This is a genomic window from Streptococcus sp. Marseille-Q7156 (genome assembly GCF_965119495.1).
This window is the reverse complement of the sequence record NZ_CBCPLU010000002.1, coordinates 74,018-92,107: the sequence shown is the minus strand read 5'-3', so window position 1 is coordinate 92,107 and position 18,090 is coordinate 74,018. Positions and strand designations below refer to the sequence as shown.

Below are 18,090 nucleotides of genomic sequence, written 5' to 3'. Positions count from 1 at the left end.
AGGAGAAGGTTCTTTTGGGATTTTTAAAGGAAATGATATGAAAAAATATATTTTTATGCGTGTTTTGCGGTCATTGGTTTCTATCTTCTTAGTAACAACCTTGACTTACACGATTATCTATACAATGGTTCCTCGAAAATTGATTTTCAAACAGGATACCAACTATAACAAGATTGCAACAACTGCTGATAAACGTGATAACTATGAGAATACCGTTTATGAGCGTATGGGCTATATCGAGTACTACGATACCAAAGAGTTGCAAGAAAAAGCTAGCCAGATGGATGCTTCTGTAACAGTTGAAGCCAATGACACCAACAAGGCTATCTATGAAAAATACATCAAACAAATCGGTCATGGTTGGACCTTGGGAGAATTTACTGAAAGTGGCCAATTCTACGCTACTCGTGAAATTCCAATTTTTGAACGTGTTTTTCACTTCTATGCTAACTTGATTGACATTGATCATACAAATAAAATCCAAGACCCTGAAAATCCAGACTTGAAACGTTACCTTCGTTTTGAAAATGATCCAGCTATCGGATGGTCCTTGGTTGGTTCAGGAACTAAACATAAATATCTCTTGTACTTCAACGGTCAGTTCCCGTTTGTGCATCAAAACTTTGTGAACATTAATTTAGGTGACTCTTATCCAACCTATGCTAATAGCCCTGTTTTACAGGTTATTACTCAGGGACAAGGACAAACAAAAACCTCTCAAGTTCAGTTCCCAACAGGTAAGAAAACTTCTTCTGTAAATATTTACTCAAGAACCTACAAATCACCTAGTCAGGCTGACTCTCGTGAAGTAGCTAACTACGGAAAAGATGACCCATATACTGCAACTGAAAGCAACTACCAATATCCTTCAATGATTGCCAGCTCTGCTGTTGTTGGATTGATTGGTTTGGTGATTTCTTATGCGATTGCTGTGCCACTTGGTTCAGCAATGGCTCGCTTCAAGAACACTTGGATTGATAGCTTCTCAACAGGAGCTTTGACCTTCTTGATGGCTCTTCCAACAATTGCCTTGGTTTACATCGTTCGTTTGGCTGGTTCTTCAATTGGCTTACCAGATTCATTCCCTATCTTGGGTGCTGGAGATTGGCGTTCGTATGTTTTACCAGCAGTTATCCTTGGTTTGTTGGGTGCTCCTGGTACAGCTATTTGGATTCGTCGTTACATGATTGACTTGCAGTCACAGGACTTTGTTCGTTTTGCTCGTGCAAAAGGTTTGTCTGAAAAAGAAATTTCAAACAAACACATCTTTAAAAATGCCATGGTTCCACTGGTTTCAGGAATTCCTGGTGCTGTTATCGGGGTTATCGGTGGTGCAACCCTTACTGAGACAGTCTTCGCTTTCCCAGGTATGGGTAAAATGTTGATTGACTCTGTAAAAGCATCTAATAACTCTATGGTCGTTGGTCTTGTCTTCATCTTTACATGTATTTCTATCTTCTCACTTCTTTTGGGAGATATTTGGATGACGATTATTGACCCACGTATTAAATTGACTGAGAAAGGAGGCAAATAATGTCTACAATCGATAAAGAAAAATTTCAGTTTGTAAAACGTGACGATTTTGCCTCTGAAGCCATTGATGCGCCAGCTTATTCATACTGGGGTTCAGTGTTTAGACAATTTATGAAGAAAAAATCAACTGTAGTCATGTTGGGAATCTTGGTAGCTATCATTCTGATGAGTTTCATCTACCCAATGTTTTCTAAGTTTGATTTCAATGATGTCAGCAAGGTAAACGACTTTAGTGCTCGTTATATCAAGCCAAATGCTGAGCATTGGTTCGGTACAGACAGTAACGGTAAATCTCTCTTTGACGGTGTCTGGTTCGGAGCTCGTAACTCTATCCTCATTTCTGTGATTGCGACAGTGATTAACTTGGTTATCGGTGTTTTTGTCGGTGGTATTTGGGGAATTTCAAAATCAGTTGACCGCGTGATGATGGAAGTTTATAACGTCATCTCAAACATCCCATCTCTTTTGATTGTCATTGTCTTGACTTACTCAATCGGAGCTGGATTCTGGAATCTGATTTTTGCCATGAGTGTAACAACATGGATTGGGATTGCCTTCATGATCCGTGTGCAAATCTTGCGTTATCGTGATTTGGAATACAACTTGGCGTCACGTACTTTGGGAACTCCAACCTTGAAGATTGTTGCCAAAAATATCATGCCTCAATTGGTATCTGTTATTGTGACAACGATGACACAAATGCTTCCAAGCTTCATCTCATACGAAGCCTTCTTGTCTTTCTTCGGTCTTGGATTACCAATTACAGTGCCAAGTTTGGGTCGTTTGATTTCGGATTATTCACAAAACGTAACAACCAATGCTTACTTGTTCTGGATTCCATTGACAACTCTTGTCTTGGTATCCTTGTCCCTTTTCGTAGTTGGTCAAAACTTAGCGGATGCTAGTGATCCACGTACACATAGATAGGAGTAGAAATGACAAAAGAAAAAAATGTAATTTTGACTGCTCGCGATATTGTCGTGGAATTTGACGTTCGTGACAAAGTATTGACAGCCATTCGTGGCGTTTCTCTTGAACTAGTTGAAGGAGAGGTATTAGCCTTGGTAGGTGAGTCAGGATCAGGAAAATCTGTTTTGACAAAGACTTTCACAGGTATGCTTGAAGAAAATGGTCGCATTGCCCAAGGAAGTATTGACTACCGTGGTCAGGACTTGACAGCCTTGTCTTCTCATAAGGATTGGGAACAAATTCGTGGGGCTAAGATTGCGACTATCTTCCAGGACCCAATGACTAGTTTGGACCCAATTAAAACAATTGGTAGTCAGATTACAGAAGTTATTGTAAAACACCAAGGAAAAACAGCTAAAGAAGCGAAAGAATTGGCTATTGACTACATGAATAAGGTTGGGATTCCAGACGCAGATAGACGTTTTGATGAATACCCATTCCAATATTCTGGAGGAATGCGTCAACGTATCGTTATTGCGATTGCCCTTGCCTGCCGACCTGATGTCTTGATCTGTGATGAGCCAACAACTGCCTTGGATGTAACTATTCAAGCTCAGATTATTGATTTGCTAAAATCTTTACAAAATGAGTACCATTTCACAACAATCTTTATCACTCACGACCTTGGTGTGGTGGCAAGTATTGCGGATAAGGTAGCGGTTATGTATGCAGGAGAAATCGTTGAGTATGGAACTGTTGAGGAAGTCTTCTATGACCCTCGCCATCCATATACATGGAGTCTCTTGTCTAGCTTGCCTCAGCTTGCTGATGATAAAGGGGATCTTTACTCAATCCCAGGAACACCTCCGTCACTTTATACTGACCTGAAAGGGGATGCCTTTGCCTTGCGTTCTGACTATGCAATGCAGATTGACTTCGAACAAAAAGCTCCTCAATTTTCAGTATCAGAGACACATTGGGCTAAAACTTGGCTTCTTCATGAGGATGCTCCAAAAGTAGAAAAACCAGCTGTGATTGCAAATCTCCATGATAAGATCCGTGAAAAAATGGGATTTGCCCATCTGGCTGACTAGGAGGAAGGAAATGTCTGAAAAATTAGTAGAAATCAAAGATTTAGAAATTTCCTTCGGTGAAGGAAGTAAGAAGTTTGTCGCGGTTAAAAATGCTAACTTCTTTATCAACAAGGGAGAAACTTTCTCGCTTGTAGGTGAGTCAGGTAGTGGGAAAACAACTATTGGTCGTGCGATAATCGGTCTAAATGACACAAGTAATGGTGATATCATTTTTGATGGTCAAAAGATTAATGGTAAGAAATCGCGTGAACAAGCTGCGGAATTGATTCGTCGTATCCAGATGATTTTCCAAGACCCTGCAGCAAGTTTGAATGAACGTGCCACTGTTGATTATATTATTTCTGAAGGTCTTTACAATCACCGTCTGTTTAAGGATGAAGAAGAACGTAAAGAGAAAGTTAAAAATATTATTCGTGAAGTGGGTCTGCTTGCTGAGCATTTGACTCGTTATCCTCATGAGTTTTCAGGTGGTCAACGTCAACGTATCGGTATTGCCCGTGCCTTGGTCATGCAACCAGACTTTGTTATTGCGGATGAGCCCATTTCAGCCTTGGACGTTTCTGTTCGTGCCCAAGTCTTGAACTTGCTTAAAAAATTCCAAAAAGAACTTGGTTTGACTTATCTCTTCATCGCCCATGACTTGTCGGTCGTTCGCTTTATTTCAGATCGTATCGCAGTTATTTACAAGGGTGTTATTGTAGAGGTTGCCGAAACAGAAGAATTGTTTAACAATCCAATCCACCCATATACTCAAGCCTTGCTTTCAGCGGTACCAATTCCAGACCCAATCTTGGAACGCAAGAAGGTCTTGAAGGTTTACGATCCAAGTCAACACGATTATGAGACTGATAAGCCATCCATGGTAGAAATCCGTCCAGGTCACTATGTTTGGGCAAACCAAGCCGAATTGGCACGTTATCAACAAGGACTAAACTAATAATGGTTTTATAATTTCCATGTCAATTTTTATGGGAATTATAAACCTTTTTTTGTTGGACTGATTTGAAAATCTTTGAAAGTGCCTTGAAAGAATTTTCGAAAGAAATAGAATTCTTAGAAAATCATTGAATTATAGTGAGATGAAATAAAATCTGAACAACTTTATTAGGAAAGTCAAATTAATTTCTAGAAAAGTTTTAGAAGTCACGGCGTATTACTCTAGCTTCAATCTACTATAGTCTAATACTCTTCGAAAATCTCTTCAAACCACGTCAGCTCTATCTGCCACCTCAAAACAGTGTTTTGAGCAACCTGAGGTTAGCTTCCTAGTTTGCTTTTTGATTTTCATTGAGTCTAATATCTACAATGTAAAAAACTCTAGCTATCAGTTCATTGATAGTTAGAGTTTTTTCTATTCATATGATTTAAGGAGATTAAATAAGGCTTCTACTTCTGATGACGGTGTAGCTGATTTAAGGTAGGCGTAATAAACTGTAAAAGTTATCTTATCCTTCGGTATAAGCGGAATTTTTATTAAATCATCATCTTCATCAGAAAGTGCGATATCAGCTAGTAAACTAAGGCCAATCCCTTTCTTTAAAAGTTCTTTAAGGATGGCAATGTCATCAGTCTTAAAGAATATTTCTGCCTTGTTTTGATACTTTTGATTAAGCGTTTCAAAAGCTTTCAGGTGAACAAAGTGTTCGTCTAAGAGTATAAAGGATTGATCTGCTAATTCTTCAAAAGCGAGGGAAGGAGCAGTGGCAAAAGGATGGTTCTTAGATAAAACGACATACAGTTCTTTATGAAATAGCTCGTGTGACTCTATTGAAGGATAGTTGAGAGGTTCAATCAAACCGAGTAGGCTTGCATCAAGGTCTCCTTTGATGAGAAGGTTTAATAACTCCACGGAGCCACCGCGGATAGGGCGTATCTTTTTTAAAAAATCGAATTTATCTTTTTCGTTTAAGGCAGCAAAGAGATATTGAATGATAATAGGAGGGAATCCTACAGTAGAGTATTGTGCCAAGGAGCGATTAATTTCTTTGCGAGTAGAAATGACCTCAGGTAAAATCAGTTCTGTATGCTTTAGAAGGATTTGTCCTTGAGGAGTTAGCTTGAAGGAACGATGCGAGGGGTCATGGTGAATCAATTTGCAGTTAAAGGATTCCTCTAAGCGCTTGAAAGCATAAGAAATAGATGGTTGGCTGACTTTATGTTGTTTTGCTACTTCCGTATAGGATTGAAGCTGGCAGAGGTCATAAAAATATTGTAGATCTTTTAAATTCATATGGGCTCACTTTCATTAGTTGGAGAAGGAAAATAAGTGGAAAACAGCAGATAAATAATTTTTATCCGTATCCTACAATTTGACTATACGAGTATTCACCAGTTAAAATGTAAGTGAGTCAGGGATCTCAAAGATTATCTAAGATACTCTCAAAAATGGCCAACATCTTTTCTCGTTTATCAATAGGGAGTTGTTTAATCTTCATGTTGATTCTTTTGAGTGAAAGATTGTCACTCTTATCAGAGGTTGATTCAAGGCTATCAAAATTGAAAAATTCCTCTGGGGTCATTTCTAGTGCGTCAATCACTTTTTCAAGACTGTGAATGGTCAGATTCACATTTTGGTTTTCAAGTTGATTGATATACTTAAGCCCGAGTCCTGCTTGTTCTGAAAGTTCTTCCTGGCTCATTTTATTCTGTGTTCGAAAATATTTCACTTTTTGGGAAATATATTGTTGTAAATAGTTTTTAGTTGTCATATAAATAGAATACAAGTTTTATATGACAAAAAAACACCTTAAAAAATACAAAGTATTACATAACATACCTATATGATATTTATTTTAATTAGGATTGTCAATTTGTATGATTGGTTTATTTTACTCGAAACTTTTAGTAAAGAGAGATCATCGAGAGTTTGATGAGTTCAGAAATTTATAACATATGCGTATACAATTGTATTATTTAAACAACAACGTTTTACGAACAATTCGTTTCATGTGGTATAATGTAAGTAAAAAGGAGGTTGCACTATGACTGCACATGATATTTTAAACAATCCTTTCTTCAATAAAGGTACTGCCTTTACCTTAGAGGAGCGAAAGGAACTAGGCCTTATTGGTTTACTGCCACCGTATGTTCAAACGATTGAAGAACAAGCGGCGCAAACTTATGCACAAATGCAAACAAAAGCCAATGATTTGGAAAAACGTCTTTTCCTAATGGAAATTTTTAATACCAACAGGACTCTTTTCTATTACCTCTTTTCTCAACATTTGGAAGAATTCAATCCAATTGTATATGATCCAACCATTGCAGATACGATTGAAGGTTATAGTGATTTTTTTGTAGATCCCCAATATGCGGGATATCTTGATATTAATCATCCTGAAAATATTGAAGCTACTTTGAAAAACGCTGCCGGGGATCGCGAGATTCGTCTCATTGTTGTAACAGATGCAGAAGGAATCCTTGGAATTGGCGACTGGGGAACAAATGGTGTCGATATTTCTGTTGGGAAATTGATGGTCTATACGGGTGCTGCTGGAATCGATCCTTCGATGGTCCTTCCTTTAGTCATTGATGCAGGGACTAACCGTGAAGAACTTTGTAACAATCCTAATTACTTAGGAAATCGTCACGAACGGGTCCGCGGAGATCGTTACTACGACTTCATTGACCAATTTGTTCAAACAGCAGAACGTCTCTTTCCTAAACTCTACCTTCACTGGGAAGACTTCGGCCGCTTGAATGCTGCCAATATTCTTGAAAAATACCGGAAACAAATTCCGACCTTTAATGACGATATTCAAGGTACAGGAATCGTTACCTTGGGTGGTATCTTTGGTTCGCTGGATATTAGTGGTGAAAAATTAACAGATCAAGTTTATCTCTGCTATGGTGGTGGTACTGCGGGTGCAGGAATTGCCTCTCGTGTTCTTCGTGAAATGGTAAGTGAAGGTCTTTCTGAAGAAGAAGCCTATAAACGTTTCTTTATGGTTGATAAACAAGGTCTTCTCTTTGATGACATGGATGACTTGACACCAGAGCAAAAACCATTTGCTAAGAAACGTGCTGACTTTAGTAACGCAGATAAGTTGACTGACCTGCTTGAAGTAGTGAAGACTGTGAAGCCAACCATTCTTGTAGGAACTTCAACTCAGCCTAATACCTTCACTAAAGAAATAGTAGAAGCTATGTGTGAAAACACAGAACGTCCAATGATCTTCCCTTTGTCAAATCCAACTAAATTGGCAGAAGCTAGTGCCAAAGATTTGATTGAATGGTCAGATGGCAAAGCTTTTGTCGCAACAGGAATTCCTGCCGATACGGTTTCTTATAAAGGTGTAGACTATGTGATTGGTCAAGCAAATAATGCCCTGATTTACCCAGGTCTTGGTCTAGGTATGCTGGCTTCTGAAGCAAGTCTTTTGACCGATGAAATGATTGGAGCAGCGGCGCATTCATTGAGTGGTATTGTCAATCCAGGTCAACCAGGAGCTCCTGTCTTGCCACCATTCAAGTATGTAGCAGATGTTTCTATTAAAGTAGCAGAAGCAGTCGCTAAAAAAGCACAAGAGCAAGGTCTTGCACGCGCTAAGGAAACAGATATGGCCAAAGCAGTTCGTGATTTGAAGTGGTATCCAGAGTATAAATAATTCATTTCTGTTGCCTATCCTCGGGATACTTGGCTTATTTTGGATATGTTAGCAATCTACAGAGTTGATAACCGAAAAGTAAAGAGATTGTCGTATTGACTATTGGTTTTAAACAGTATAAAATAACTGTCGATTTTTTGTCCGACTGCCAAGAGTCAGTTTAATACTATACTAAAATCAAAACGCATTATATAATAGTGATATGAAATCAACCAAAGAAGAAATACAAGCCATCAAAACACTTTTAAAAAACTCTAGTACAACTGAATACCATAAAAGTCTTCAAATCGTTCTATTTTATCTAATGGGCAAATCTTTGAAATTATCCTAAAAGAATTGAAAGAATTATGAAAGAATTTTCGAAAAATTTTAAAAAATTCTGAAATATTCTTGACAGCTGATAAAAAAGGTGGTAAGATAGGAAACATCAAAAAAGAAAGCAGAAAAAGAAATGAATAAGAGACAAGCTGTAACGATGAATCAAAACTTTTACTTTAGCTACTTTAGATAGTGTTTGTAGACATGTCACCATGGATGCAAACAGTTCAAGCAATTTGTTTGTATCTATGTGGCTAAGATTTTTGATTGTGGTCCATATAGATGAATATCTAAATGGACTAGCTAAGTTGTAACTTGTTAGATTATTTCAAGCATCCGTTTAGATAGTATCTAGGCGGTTTTTTGTTTTATCTTTTCTGAGAAGGAGTTTCATTATGAAAGTTGTTCGAAAATTACTAGCCTCCCTCTTGGTAGTGGGGATCCTCTTGACCTCTCTGATCAGTTTGCATCAGTTGAAGGCAGATAAGAAAAAAGATGTGTTTCGTATCGGTATTTCGCAATTTATTACTCACCAGTCCCTAGACGCTACTAGAGAAGGTTTTGTGGATGAGCTAGCCAAACAAGGCTATGTTGATGGGAAAAATATTGAGATTGATTTGCAAAATGCACAGGGTGAGCAAAGAAATCTAAAAACTATTTCTCAGCAGCTAGCAGAATCTAGTGATGTCGTTCTAGCTATCGCAACGCCTTCTGCTCAGAGCCTGGCCAATACAACGCAAACGACACCGGTTATCTTTTCAGCGGTAACAGATCCTGTCAGTGCCAAGCTAGTTGAGTCAAGAGAACATCCTGGGGGCAATGTAACTGGGACAAGCGACCAGTCATCAGATGCTATTTCAACTCAAATCAATTTGATAAAGAAAGTCCTGCCAAAAGCTAAAACAATTGGAATTCTTTATACTCAGAGCGAGCCAAACTCAGTTGTACAAAAGGATGAAGCTAAGCGCCTTCTGGAAGAAAAAGGCTTTACCGTTGTTGAAAAAACAATCTTGGACAGTAACAACGTCAAGGCGGCTGCAGAAAGCTTGATGGCAGAGGTGGATATGGTTTTTGTACCAACGGATAATATCATTTCATCAACCATGGAAACAGTCAAGCAGGTTTCTATTAAACACAAGGTTCCAGTATTCGGTGGTTCAACAGAAATGGTTGCGGTTGGTGGCCTGTATAACTACGGAACCAATTATGAAGAATTGGGACGTCAGACAGCAAGAATGCTGGTTCGTGTCTTAAAAGGTGAGAAGTCAGAAAATATAGCAGTTGAGTTGCCTGAAAAACTGGAATTACATACAAATCAAGAAATGGCAGATGCATTGGGAATTGATATTAGTAAGTTAGAAGGCAAGGAATAAGGAGGTTTAAGATGAATTTTGTATTATCTAGTTTATCAGAAGGTTTATTGTGGTCGATTATGGCGATTGGGGTTTACTTGACTTTCCGTATTTTGGATATTGCGGATATGACTGCTGAAGGTGCCTTTCCACTTGGGGCGGCTGTCGTCGTATCTCAGATACAGGCAGGGATAAATCCTTGGATTGCGACCTTACTTGCTTTGCTGGCAGGTATGGTAGCAGGTCTTGTATCAGGAATGCTCCATACCAAGATGAAAATTCCAGCTCTCTTGACAGGGATTGTGACCTTGACAGGGCTTTATTCCATCAATATTAAAATCATGGGAAGCGTGCCTAATCTTTCCTTGGGAGATTCTGCAACTGTCTTTAAACAGTTGGCGAGCTTGGGACTGACAAATGAAGAAGCTGTTTTCTCATTCAGTTTGGCCTGTCTCTTACTTGTTTGTTTGGTCTTGACTCTTTTGATGAAAACAGAGATTGGCTTGGTTTTGCGTTCGACTGGTGACAATATCCCGATGAGTGAGGCCAATGGGGTCAATGTAGATACCATGAAGATTGTTGGTTACATGATTTCAAACGGCTTGATTGCCCTATGTGGTTCCTTGTTCGCCCAAAATGATGGATTTTCAGATGTGACTTCTGGGACAGGAACCATTGTTGTTGGTTTGAGTGCAGTCATTATTGCGGAAGTCTTGATACACGACTTGACCATTGGAGGCCGCTTGTTATCCATCGGAATCGGTGCTATTGTTTACCGTTTGATTATTTTAAATATCTATGAAATTCCAAATCTAGATCAAAATCTGGTTCGTCTCTTTAATGCAATCTTGCTAGCCTTAGTTTTATTTGCACCAGAATTGCAAAAGAGATTAAAGATTCGTGGTCTGAAATTGAGAAATGAATAGGAGGAGAAAGTTATGGCAAGTTTGTTAACGCTTGAAAATATTCACAAAATATTTGAAGCAGGGACGGTCAATGAGAACCATGTCCTCAAAGGATTAGATTTAGAGGTTGAAGAGGGAGATTTTATCTCTGTGATTGGTGGAAATGGAGCAGGGAAATCCACTTTGATGAATATCTTGGCTGGCAATCTATCGGTGGACGAAGGGGACCTTTTATTGGCAGGCAAATCCATTAAAAATCTGAGTGTAAGAAAGAGAGCCAAGGATATCGCTCGTGTTTTTCAAGATCCTAAGATGGGAACGGCTTCTCGTTTGACGATTGAGGAGAATATGGCTATTGCCTTGAGACGTGGGCAGAAGAGAGGGCTTGGCTGGGGTGTGAAGGAGAAGGACAGAATCCAGTTCCAAGAGGCCTTAAAAGAGTTGAATGTCGGCCTTGAAAATCGCTTAAAAGTAGATACTCAATATCTCTCAGGAGGACAAAGACAGGCTTTGACCCTAGTCATGGCAGCTCTGGTGAAACCCAAACTTTTACTTTTGGATGAACACACTGCGGCACTTGACCCGAAAACTAGTCAAATGGTGATGGACTTGACGCAAAAGATTGTGGAACACCATCAGTTGACGACTTTGATGATTACCCATGATATGAACCATGCGATTGAGTACGGAAATCGTCTCATTATGCTCTATCAAGGCAAGATAGTGGTGGATGTTAAGGGAGAAGAGAAAAAGCATCTGACAGTTGAAGATCTCATGCATCTCTTCCAGAAAAATAGTGGCCAAAGTCTAGTCAGTGATGAATTAGTTTTGGGATAAAGAAAAAGGCTGAGATCTAGTGTCTCAGTCTTTTATTAGTACAAATGGATAGGCAGAAATATGAAATTAATACTCTTCGAAAATCTCTTCAAACCACGTTAGCTCTATCTGCAACCTTAAAACAGTGTTTTGAGCAGCCTGCGACTAGCTTCCTAGTTTGATCTTTGATTTTCAGTGAGTATAAACTCAGTAAGGAGCCCTCTTTTGCAGAAAAGCAGGGTTCTTTTTGCTGTCTATTCCATCCCTGAAAGCGTAAAACAAACTGGTCAGGGTGGCTAGTTTGTGGTATAATGAAAGAGACTCAAAAAGAAACAGGAGAAAAATGATGGATTTACTTTTAGCAATTGTATTGATTGTGCTAGCTTTTCTAGGAGGAGCTCTTGGAGGAATGTACTTGGTTCGTAAGCAAATTGAAAAAGAATTCGCTGACAACCCACGTTTGAATGCTGAAGCAGTTCGTACTCTTTTGAGTGCAAATGGTCAAAAACCAAGCGAAGCTAAGGTACAACAAGTTTACCACCAAATCATCCGCCAACAAAAAGCAGCCCTTGCTAACAATAAAAAGAAAAAATAAATAAGGAAAAGTCTGGGATGAAAGTTCCAGACTTCTCACTATGTTGGTTATGGTTTAGGGATGAGACTTTTTCCTTGCATTCTATTGATATTTGATTATGATTAAGAGAGATAGTTGTTGATTAGGCTGTCCTTCAGTTCATAAGGATCAATAATCATAATGAACTATCAATCAGAAAAAAGACTAGAAAGAAAACTGTATGGATAATCGACCAATTGGTTTTTTGGATTCGGGTGTCGGGGGCTTGACCGTTGTGCGCGAGCTCATGCGCCAGCTTCCCCATGAAGAAATCGTCTATATTGGAGATTCGGCTCGGGCGCCTTATGGTCCCCGTCCTGCTGAGCAAATTCGTGAATATACTTGGCAGTTGGTCAACTTTCTCTTGACCAAGGATGTCAAAATGATTGTCATTGCATGTAACACTGCGACTGCGGTCGTCTGGGAAGAAATCAAGGCTCAACTAGATATTCCTGTCCTAGGTGTGATTTTGCCAGGAGCTTCGGCAGCTATCAAGTCCAGTCAAGGTGGGAAAATCGGAGTCATTGGAACACCCATGACGGTACAATCAGACATCTACCGTCAGAAAATCCATGATCTGGATCCGGACTTACAGGTGGAGAGTTTGGCCTGTCCCAAGTTTGCTCCCTTGGTGGAGTCGGGTGCCCTGTCAACAAGTGTCACCAAGAAAGTGGTCTATGAAACCTTGCGTCCCTTGGTTGGAAAGGTGGATAGCCTGATTTTGGGTTGTACCCATTATCCACTGCTCAGACCTATTATTCAAAATGTCATGGGGCCCAAGGTTCAACTTATCGATAGTGGGGCAGAGTGCGTACGGGACATCTCAGTCTTACTCAATTATTTTGAAATCAATCGTGGTCGCGATGCCGGACCACTCCATCACCGTTTTTACACAACAGCCAGCAGCCAAAGTTTTGCACAAATTGGTGAAGAATGGCTGGAAAAAGAGATTCATGTGGAGCATGTAGAATTATGACAAATAAAATTTATGAATACAAGGATGATCAGGACTGGTATGTCGGGTCCTATGCTATTTTTGGTGGCGTCCGGACGTTGACTGATGAAGACTTGGATTTCCCTCTGGTTGGATTGGCCAAAATCTTTCGAGACGAGGAACGAGGTTTCCCGATTTCAGTTACTGTTTTACGCTATGGTTCTCGCTACCGTTTATTGTCTTTTGTGGTAGATATACTAAACCAAGAGATGGGACGAAACATGGAAGTCATTCAACGACAAGGGGCTCTGCTCTTGGTTGAAAATGGCCAACTTTTGTATGTGGAATTGCCCAAAGAAGGGGTCAATGTTCATGATTTCTTTGAGACAAACAAGGTCAGAGAAACCTTGTTGATTGCGACTCGTAACGAAGGCAAGACCAAGGAATTTCGAGCAATCTTTGACAAGCTAGGCTACGATGTGGAAAATCTCAATGACTATCCTGACCTGCCTGAAGTAGCAGAAACAGGCATGACCTTTGAAGAAAATGCCCGTCTCAAGGCAGAAACTATTTCTCAATTAACGGGCAAGATGGTTCTGGCAGATGATTCTGGGCTCAAAGTCGATGTTCTAGGTGGCTTGCCAGGTGTCTGGTCAGCTCGTTTTGCAGGTGTGGGAGCAACTGATCGTGAAAACAATGCTAAACTCTTGCACGAATTGGCCATGGTCTTTGAACTCAAGGACCGCTCTGCTCAATTCCATACAACCTTAGTCGTAGCCAGTCCAAACAAGGAAAGCTTGGTTGTTGAAGCAGACTGGCCTGGCTACATTAACTTTGAACCTAAGGGTGAAAATGGATTTGGTTACGATCCTCTCTTCCTTGTAGGAGAGACAGGTAAGTCCTCAGCTGAATTAACCCTTGAAGAAAAAAATAGCCAATCTCACCGTGCCTTAGCCGTTAAGAAACTTTTGGAGGTATTTCCATCATGGCAAAGCAAACCATCATTGTAATGAGCGATTCCCATGGCGATAGCTTGATTGTGGAAGAAATCCGTGATCGCTATGTGGGCAAAGTTGACGCCGTTTTTCATAACGGCGATTCTGAACTGCGTCCGGATTCTCCCCTTTGGGAAGGCATCCGCGTTGTTAAAGGAAACATGGACTTCTACGCTGGCTACCCAGAACGGTTGGTGACTGAGCTTGGTTCGACCAAGATTATCCAAACTCATGGTCACTTGTTTGACATTAATTTCAATTTTCAAAAGTTGGACTACTGGGCTCAGGAGGAAGAGGCCGATATCTGCCTCTATGGTCACTTGCATGTGCCAAGCGCTTGGATGGAAGGTAAGACCCTCTTTCTAAATCCAGGTTCCATCAGTCAACCACGTGGGACCATCAAAGAATGTCTCTATGCTCGTGTGGAGATTGATGACAGTTATTTTAAAGTGGACTTTTTGACACGAGACCATGAGGTGTATCCGGGCTTGTCCAAGGAGTTTAGCCGATGATTGCCAAGGAGTTTGAGACTTTCTTGTTGGGACAAGAAGAAACTTTTTTGACCCCTGCTGAAAATCTAGCTGTGTTGATTGATACCCACAATGCAGATCACGCGACCCTCTTGCTCAGTCAGATGACCTATACTCGTGTTCCTGTTGTGACAGATGAAAGACAGTTTGTTGGAACTATTGGGCTCAGAGATATTATGGCTTATCAGATGGAGCATGACTTGAGTCAAGAAATTATGGCAGATACGGATATTGTTCATATGACGAGAACGGACGTAGCGGTCGTCTCGCCTGATTTTACCATTACGGAGGTCTTGCACAAGCTGGTAGATGAGTCCTTCTTGCCGGTTGTGGATGCGTCTGGTATTTTCCAAGGAATTATCACGCGCAAGTCTATCCTCAAGGCAGTCAATGCCCTCTTGCATGGCTTTAGTAAGGAATATGAGATTCGATGCAAATGAGAGACAGGATTTCAGCCTTTTTAGAAGAAAAGCAGGGCTTATCTGCCAATTCCAAGCAGTCCTATAAGTATGATTTGGAGCAATTTTTAGACATTGTAGGCGAGCGGATTTCTGAGACTAGTCTCAAGATTTACCAAGCCCAGCTAGCCAATCTAAAAATCAGCGCCCAGAAGCGAAAGATTTCGGCCTGTAACCAATTTCTCTACTTTCTCTATCAAAAAGGAGAGGTGGACAGCTTTTACCGCTTAGAATTAGCTAAACAAGCTGAAAAGAAGACCGAAAAGCCAGAACTGTTAGACCTAGACTCTTTTTGGCAAGAAAGTGACTATTCAGAGGGTCGCTTGCTAGCGCTCTTAATCCTAGAAACGGGACTCTTGCCGAGTGAGATTTTAGCTCTCAAGGTTGCGGATATCAATCTGGACTTTCAAGTGTTGCGAATCAAGAAGGCTTCCCAACAGAGGATTGTCACCATTCCTACAACCTTGCTTTCAGAGTTGGAACCCTTGATGGGCCAGACCTATCTCTTTGAAAGGGCAGGGAAAGCCTATTCCCGTCAGTGGGCCTTCCGTCAGCTAGAGTCCTTTGTCAAGGAGAAAGGTTTCTCAACCTTATCCGCTCAAGCCTTGCGGGAACAGTTCATTCTACGACAAATTGAAAAGAAGGTCGATTTGTACGAAATTGCAAAAAAATTGGGATTAAAAACAGTCCTGACTTTAGAAAAATATAGATAATGGATATTAAATTAAAAGATTTTGAAGGGCCCCTGGACTTGCTCTTGCACCTGGTTTCTAAGTACCAGATGGATATCTACGATGTGCCCATTACGGAAGTCATCGAACAGTATCTAGCCTATGTCTCAACCCTGCAGGCCATGCGTCTGGAAGTGACGGGCGAGTACATGGTCATGGCCAGTCAGCTCATGCTGATCAAGAGCCGTAAGCTCTTGCCAAAGGTGGCAGAAGTGATAGACTTGGAGGATGACCTGGAGCAGGACCTTCTCTCTCAAATCGAAGAATACCGCAGGTTTAAGCTCTTGGGGGAGCGCTTGGAAGCCAAGCACCAAGAACGGGCCCAGTACTATTCCAAAGTACCGACAGAGTTGATTTACGAAGATGCGGAGCTTGTGCATGACAAGACGACCATTGACCTTTTTTTAGCTTTTTCAAATATCCTAGCCAAGAAAAAAGAGGAGTTTGCACAAAATCACACGACTATCTTGCGGGATGAGTATAAGATTGAGGATATGATGGTTATCGTGAAAGAGTCCTTGGCTGGACGAGACCAGTTGTGCTTGCAGGATTTGTTTAAGGAAGCCCAGAATGTCCAAGAGGTCATCACCCTCTTTTTGGCAACCCTAGAGTTAATCAAAACCCAGGAGCTGATTCTTGTGCAAGAGGAAAGTTTCGGAGATATCTATCTCATGGAAAAGAAAGAAGAAAGTCAAGTTGCCCAAAGCTAGACTTGATAGAGAGGAAAGATGAGTACTTTAGCAAAAATAGAAGCGCTCTTGTTTGTAGCGGGTGAAGATGGGATTAGAGTCCGCCAGTTAGCTGAACTCCTCTCTCTGCCACCGACAGGCATCCAACAGAGTTTAGAAAAATTAGCCCAGAAGTATGAAAAGGACCCAGATTCCAGTTTGGCTCTGATTGAGACAGGGGGCGCTTATAGATTGGTGACCAAGCCTCAATTTGCAGAGATTTTGAAGGAATACTCTAAGGCACCTATCAACCAGAGTTTATCTCGGGCTGCCCTTGAGACCTTATCCATCATTGCCTACAAACAGCCCATCACGCGGATAGAAATTGATGCCATCCGTGGGGTCAACTCGAGTGGGGCCTTGGCAAAGTTGCAGGCCTTTGACTTGATACGAGAAGACGGGAAAAAAGAAGTGTTGGGTCGCCCCAACCTCTATGTGACTACAGATTATTTCCTAGATTACATGGGGATAAACCATTTGGAAGAATTACCAGTGATTGATGAGCTTGAGATTCAAGCCCAAGAAAGCCAATTATTTGGTGAAAGGATAGAAGAAGATGAGAATCAATAAGTATATTGCCCACGCAGGTGTGGCCAGTAGAAGAAAAGCAGAAGAGCTGATCAAGCAAGGATTGGTGACGGTTAACGGCCAAGTGGTACGTGAACTAGCAACGACCATCAAGTCAGGCGACAAGGTCGAAGTTGAAGGTCAACCTATCTACAACGAAGAAAAGGTCTATTATCTGCTTAACAAACCACGTGGTGTGATTTCCAGTGTGACAGATGACAAGGGCCGCAAGACGGTTGTCGATCTCTTGCCCAACGTGAAGGAGCGCATCTACCCTGTAGGTCGTTTGGACTGGGATACATCAGGAGTCTTGATTTTGACCAATGATGGGGATTTTACGGATGAGATGATTCACCCTCGTAATGAGATTGATAAGGTTTATGTCGCGCGTGTTAAAGGTGTGGCCAATAAGGATAATCTCCGCCCCTTGACCCGTGGACTTGAGATTGATGGTAAGAAAACCAAGCCGGCTGTCTATGAGATTCTCAAAGTGGACCCAGTCAAAAACCGCTCTGTGGTGCAGTTGACTATCCATGAAGGGCGTAACCACCAGGTTAAAAAGATGTTTGAAGCTGTCGGTCTCCAAGTGGACAAGTTGTCACGGACCCGTTTCGGACATCTAGACTTGACAGGACTCCGTCCAGGAGAATCCCGTCGTCTTAATAAAAAAGAAATCAGCCAACTACACACCATGGCTGTAACCAAGAAATAATGAAACGAATTTTAATAGCGCCTGTGCGCTTTTACCAACGTTTTATCTCGCCAGCCTTTCCCCCCTCTTGTCGCTTTGAGCCGACTTGTTCCAACTACATGATTCAGGCTATTGAAAAACATGACTTCAAGGGTGTTTTGATGGGCTTGGCTCGGATTTTACGTTGCCATCCCTGGTCTAAAACAGGTAAGGACCCCGTCCCAGACCATTTTTCCCTTAAACGAATCAAGAAGAAAAATGAGGCTAGGTAAAAATATTTTAGTGAAATGATAAAAACGCATCCTATCA

The 18,090-nt window shown here is 40.9% G+C and carries 20 protein-coding genes and 1 pseudogene; 19 read left to right on the top strand and 2 right to left on the bottom strand.

The window, feature by feature from the left end; translation table 11 throughout:
• Positions 1-37: 37 nt before the first annotated feature.
• Genes ACWPV5_RS09350 through ACWPV5_RS09335 form a run of 4 tightly spaced genes read left to right on the top strand, consistent with a single transcriptional unit; the run spans position 38 to position 4,473 of the window.
• Positions 38-1,534: an ABC transporter permease gene (locus ACWPV5_RS09350; RefSeq protein WP_454383608.1), complete on the top strand. Its 1,497-nt coding sequence runs from the start codon at positions 38-40 to the stop codon at positions 1,532-1,534.
• A complete protein-coding gene (gene oppC / locus ACWPV5_RS09345) occupies positions 1,534-2,460 on the top strand; it encodes an oligopeptide ABC transporter permease OppC (RefSeq protein ID WP_000103691.1) in 927 nt (308 codons plus the stop codon). Before ACWPV5_RS09350 ends, oppC begins: the two co-directional genes overlap by 1 nt.
• An 8-nt stretch (positions 2,461-2,468) precedes the next feature.
• The gene (locus tag ACWPV5_RS09340) at positions 2,469-3,536 is read left to right on the top strand and encodes an ABC transporter ATP-binding protein (protein ID WP_000159550.1); all 1,068 of its coding nucleotides are present in this window, start codon (positions 2,469-2,471) and stop codon (positions 3,534-3,536) included.
• A gap of 10 nt (positions 3,537-3,546) precedes the next feature.
• Positions 3,547-4,473 carry an ATP-binding cassette domain-containing protein gene (locus ACWPV5_RS09335; RefSeq protein WP_001291288.1) on the top strand — a complete coding sequence of 309 codons (927 nt, stop codon included), beginning with the start codon at positions 3,547-3,549 and terminating at the stop codon, positions 4,471-4,473.
• A 414-nt stretch (positions 4,474-4,887) separates the two neighbouring features.
• Here the strand turns inward: ACWPV5_RS09335 and ACWPV5_RS09330 are convergent, their stop codons facing one another.
• Positions 4,888-5,766, bottom strand: coding sequence for a LysR family transcriptional regulator (locus ACWPV5_RS09330; RefSeq protein WP_454383605.1), 879 nt, complete (start codon positions 5,764-5,766; stop codon positions 4,888-4,890).
• A 127-nt stretch (positions 5,767-5,893) separates the two neighbouring features.
• Positions 5,894-6,244, bottom strand: a complete 351-nt coding sequence (locus ACWPV5_RS09325; protein WP_454383603.1) for a helix-turn-helix domain-containing protein — start codon at positions 6,242-6,244, stop codon at positions 5,894-5,896.
• Positions 6,245-6,517: 273 nt separating this feature from the next.
• Between ACWPV5_RS09325 and ACWPV5_RS09320 the strand changes: the two genes are divergently transcribed.
• From ACWPV5_RS09320 to yidD, 15 genes and pseudogenes are all read left to right on the top strand, one after another.
• Complete coding sequence (locus ACWPV5_RS09320) at positions 6,518-8,143, top strand: malolactic enzyme (protein ID WP_261070603.1); 1,626 nt, start codon at positions 6,518-6,520, stop codon at positions 8,141-8,143.
• A 202-nt stretch (positions 8,144-8,345) separates the two neighbouring features.
• A pseudogene (locus ACWPV5_RS09315) lies at positions 8,346-8,465 on the top strand (IS630 family transposase); the annotation flags it as partial.
• Positions 8,466-8,856: 391 nt separating this feature from the next.
• Positions 8,857-9,834 (top strand): ABC transporter substrate binding protein, encoded by a 978-nt coding sequence (locus ACWPV5_RS09310; RefSeq protein WP_454383601.1) that lies wholly within the window; start codon positions 8,857-8,859, stop codon positions 9,832-9,834.
• Positions 9,835-9,845: 11 nt separating this feature from the next.
• Positions 9,846-10,739, top strand: a complete 894-nt coding sequence (locus tag ACWPV5_RS09305; protein WP_261071734.1) for an ABC transporter permease subunit — start codon at positions 9,846-9,848, stop codon at positions 10,737-10,739.
• Positions 10,740-10,751: 12 nt separating this feature from the next.
• Complete coding sequence (locus tag ACWPV5_RS09300) at positions 10,752-11,555, top strand: ABC transporter ATP-binding protein (RefSeq protein ID WP_454383599.1); 804 nt, start codon at positions 10,752-10,754, stop codon at positions 11,553-11,555.
• Positions 11,556-11,880: 325 nt separating this feature from the next.
• Positions 11,881-12,129 (top strand): YneF family protein, encoded by a 249-nt coding sequence (locus ACWPV5_RS09295; protein ID WP_000364990.1) that lies wholly within the window; start codon positions 11,881-11,883, stop codon positions 12,127-12,129.
• 199 nt (positions 12,130-12,328) lie between these two features.
• Positions 12,329-13,123, top strand: coding sequence for a glutamate racemase (gene racE, locus ACWPV5_RS09290; RefSeq protein WP_000370376.1), 795 nt, complete (start codon positions 12,329-12,331; stop codon positions 13,121-13,123).
• Entirely contained in the window at positions 13,120-14,091 is a 972-nt protein-coding gene (locus tag ACWPV5_RS09285; protein WP_261038644.1) for a nucleoside-triphosphate diphosphatase, read from the top strand. Before racE ends, ACWPV5_RS09285 begins: the two co-directional genes overlap by 4 nt.
• Positions 14,067-14,588, top strand: a complete 522-nt coding sequence (locus tag ACWPV5_RS09280) for a metallophosphoesterase (protein ID WP_454383582.1) — start codon at positions 14,067-14,069, stop codon at positions 14,586-14,588. The genes ACWPV5_RS09285 and ACWPV5_RS09280 overlap by 25 nt, the downstream gene beginning before the upstream one ends.
• The gene (gene cbpB / locus ACWPV5_RS09275) at positions 14,585-15,046 is read left to right on the top strand and encodes a cyclic-di-AMP-binding protein CbpB (protein WP_454383580.1); all 462 of its coding nucleotides are present in this window, start codon (positions 14,585-14,587) and stop codon (positions 15,044-15,046) included. The genes ACWPV5_RS09280 and cbpB overlap by 4 nt, the downstream gene beginning before the upstream one ends.
• Positions 15,043-15,777: a site-specific tyrosine recombinase XerD gene (gene xerD / locus ACWPV5_RS09270; RefSeq protein WP_320045610.1), complete on the top strand. Its 735-nt coding sequence runs from the start codon at positions 15,043-15,045 to the stop codon at positions 15,775-15,777. The genes cbpB and xerD overlap by 4 nt, the downstream gene beginning before the upstream one ends.
• Positions 15,777-16,505 carry a segregation/condensation protein A gene (locus ACWPV5_RS09265; RefSeq protein ID WP_454383578.1) on the top strand — a complete coding sequence of 243 codons (729 nt, stop codon included), beginning with the start codon at positions 15,777-15,779 and terminating at the stop codon, positions 16,503-16,505. Before xerD ends, ACWPV5_RS09265 begins: the two co-directional genes overlap by 1 nt.
• Before the next feature lie 18 nt (positions 16,506-16,523).
• Complete coding sequence (gene scpB / locus ACWPV5_RS09260; protein ID WP_000105303.1) at positions 16,524-17,093, top strand: SMC-Scp complex subunit ScpB; 570 nt, start codon at positions 16,524-16,526, stop codon at positions 17,091-17,093.
• The gene (locus ACWPV5_RS09255; RefSeq protein WP_001222228.1) at positions 17,080-17,802 is read left to right on the top strand and encodes a pseudouridine synthase; all 723 of its coding nucleotides are present in this window, start codon (positions 17,080-17,082) and stop codon (positions 17,800-17,802) included. Before scpB ends, ACWPV5_RS09255 begins: the two co-directional genes overlap by 14 nt.
• Positions 17,802-18,053: a membrane protein insertion efficiency factor YidD gene (gene yidD / locus ACWPV5_RS09250; protein ID WP_454383567.1), complete on the top strand. Its 252-nt coding sequence runs from the start codon at positions 17,802-17,804 to the stop codon at positions 18,051-18,053. The genes ACWPV5_RS09255 and yidD overlap by 1 nt, the downstream gene beginning before the upstream one ends.
• The last annotated feature ends 37 nt before the right edge of the window (positions 18,054-18,090 follow it).

Coding starts and splice junctions, on each gene's coding strand:
- ACWPV5_RS09350 (WP_454383608.1), top strand. CDS start 38: ATGAAAAAATATATTTTTATGCGTGTTTTGCGGTCATTGGTTTCTATC.
- oppC (WP_000103691.1), top strand. CDS start 1,534: ATGTCTACAATCGATAAAGAAAAATTTCAGTTTGTAAAACGTGACGAT.
- ACWPV5_RS09340 (WP_000159550.1), top strand. CDS start 2,469: ATGACAAAAGAAAAAAATGTAATTTTGACTGCTCGCGATATTGTCGTG.
- ACWPV5_RS09335 (WP_001291288.1), top strand. CDS start 3,547: ATGTCTGAAAAATTAGTAGAAATCAAAGATTTAGAAATTTCCTTCGGT.
- ACWPV5_RS09330 (WP_454383605.1), bottom strand. CDS start 5,766: ATGAATTTAAAAGATCTACAATATTTTTATGACCTCTGCCAGCTTCAA.
- ACWPV5_RS09325 (WP_454383603.1), bottom strand. CDS start 6,244: ATGACAACTAAAAACTATTTACAACAATATATTTCCCAAAAAGTGAAA.
- ACWPV5_RS09320 (WP_261070603.1), top strand. CDS start 6,518: ATGACTGCACATGATATTTTAAACAATCCTTTCTTCAATAAAGGTACT.
- ACWPV5_RS09310 (WP_454383601.1), top strand. CDS start 8,857: ATGAAAGTTGTTCGAAAATTACTAGCCTCCCTCTTGGTAGTGGGGATC.
- ACWPV5_RS09305 (WP_261071734.1), top strand. CDS start 9,846: ATGAATTTTGTATTATCTAGTTTATCAGAAGGTTTATTGTGGTCGATT.
- ACWPV5_RS09300 (WP_454383599.1), top strand. CDS start 10,752: ATGGCAAGTTTGTTAACGCTTGAAAATATTCACAAAATATTTGAAGCA.
- ACWPV5_RS09295 (WP_000364990.1), top strand. CDS start 11,881: ATGGATTTACTTTTAGCAATTGTATTGATTGTGCTAGCTTTTCTAGGA.
- racE (WP_000370376.1), top strand. CDS start 12,329: ATGGATAATCGACCAATTGGTTTTTTGGATTCGGGTGTCGGGGGCTTG.
- ACWPV5_RS09285 (WP_261038644.1), top strand. CDS start 13,120: ATGACAAATAAAATTTATGAATACAAGGATGATCAGGACTGGTATGTC.
- ACWPV5_RS09280 (WP_454383582.1), top strand. CDS start 14,067: ATGGCAAAGCAAACCATCATTGTAATGAGCGATTCCCATGGCGATAGC.
- cbpB (WP_454383580.1), top strand. CDS start 14,585: ATGATTGCCAAGGAGTTTGAGACTTTCTTGTTGGGACAAGAAGAAACT.
- xerD (WP_320045610.1), top strand. CDS start 15,043: ATGAGAGACAGGATTTCAGCCTTTTTAGAAGAAAAGCAGGGCTTATCT.
- ACWPV5_RS09265 (WP_454383578.1), top strand. CDS start 15,777: ATGGATATTAAATTAAAAGATTTTGAAGGGCCCCTGGACTTGCTCTTG.
- scpB (WP_000105303.1), top strand. CDS start 16,524: ATGAGTACTTTAGCAAAAATAGAAGCGCTCTTGTTTGTAGCGGGTGAA.
- ACWPV5_RS09255 (WP_001222228.1), top strand. CDS start 17,080: ATGAGAATCAATAAGTATATTGCCCACGCAGGTGTGGCCAGTAGAAGA.
- yidD (WP_454383567.1), top strand. CDS start 17,802: ATGAAACGAATTTTAATAGCGCCTGTGCGCTTTTACCAACGTTTTATC.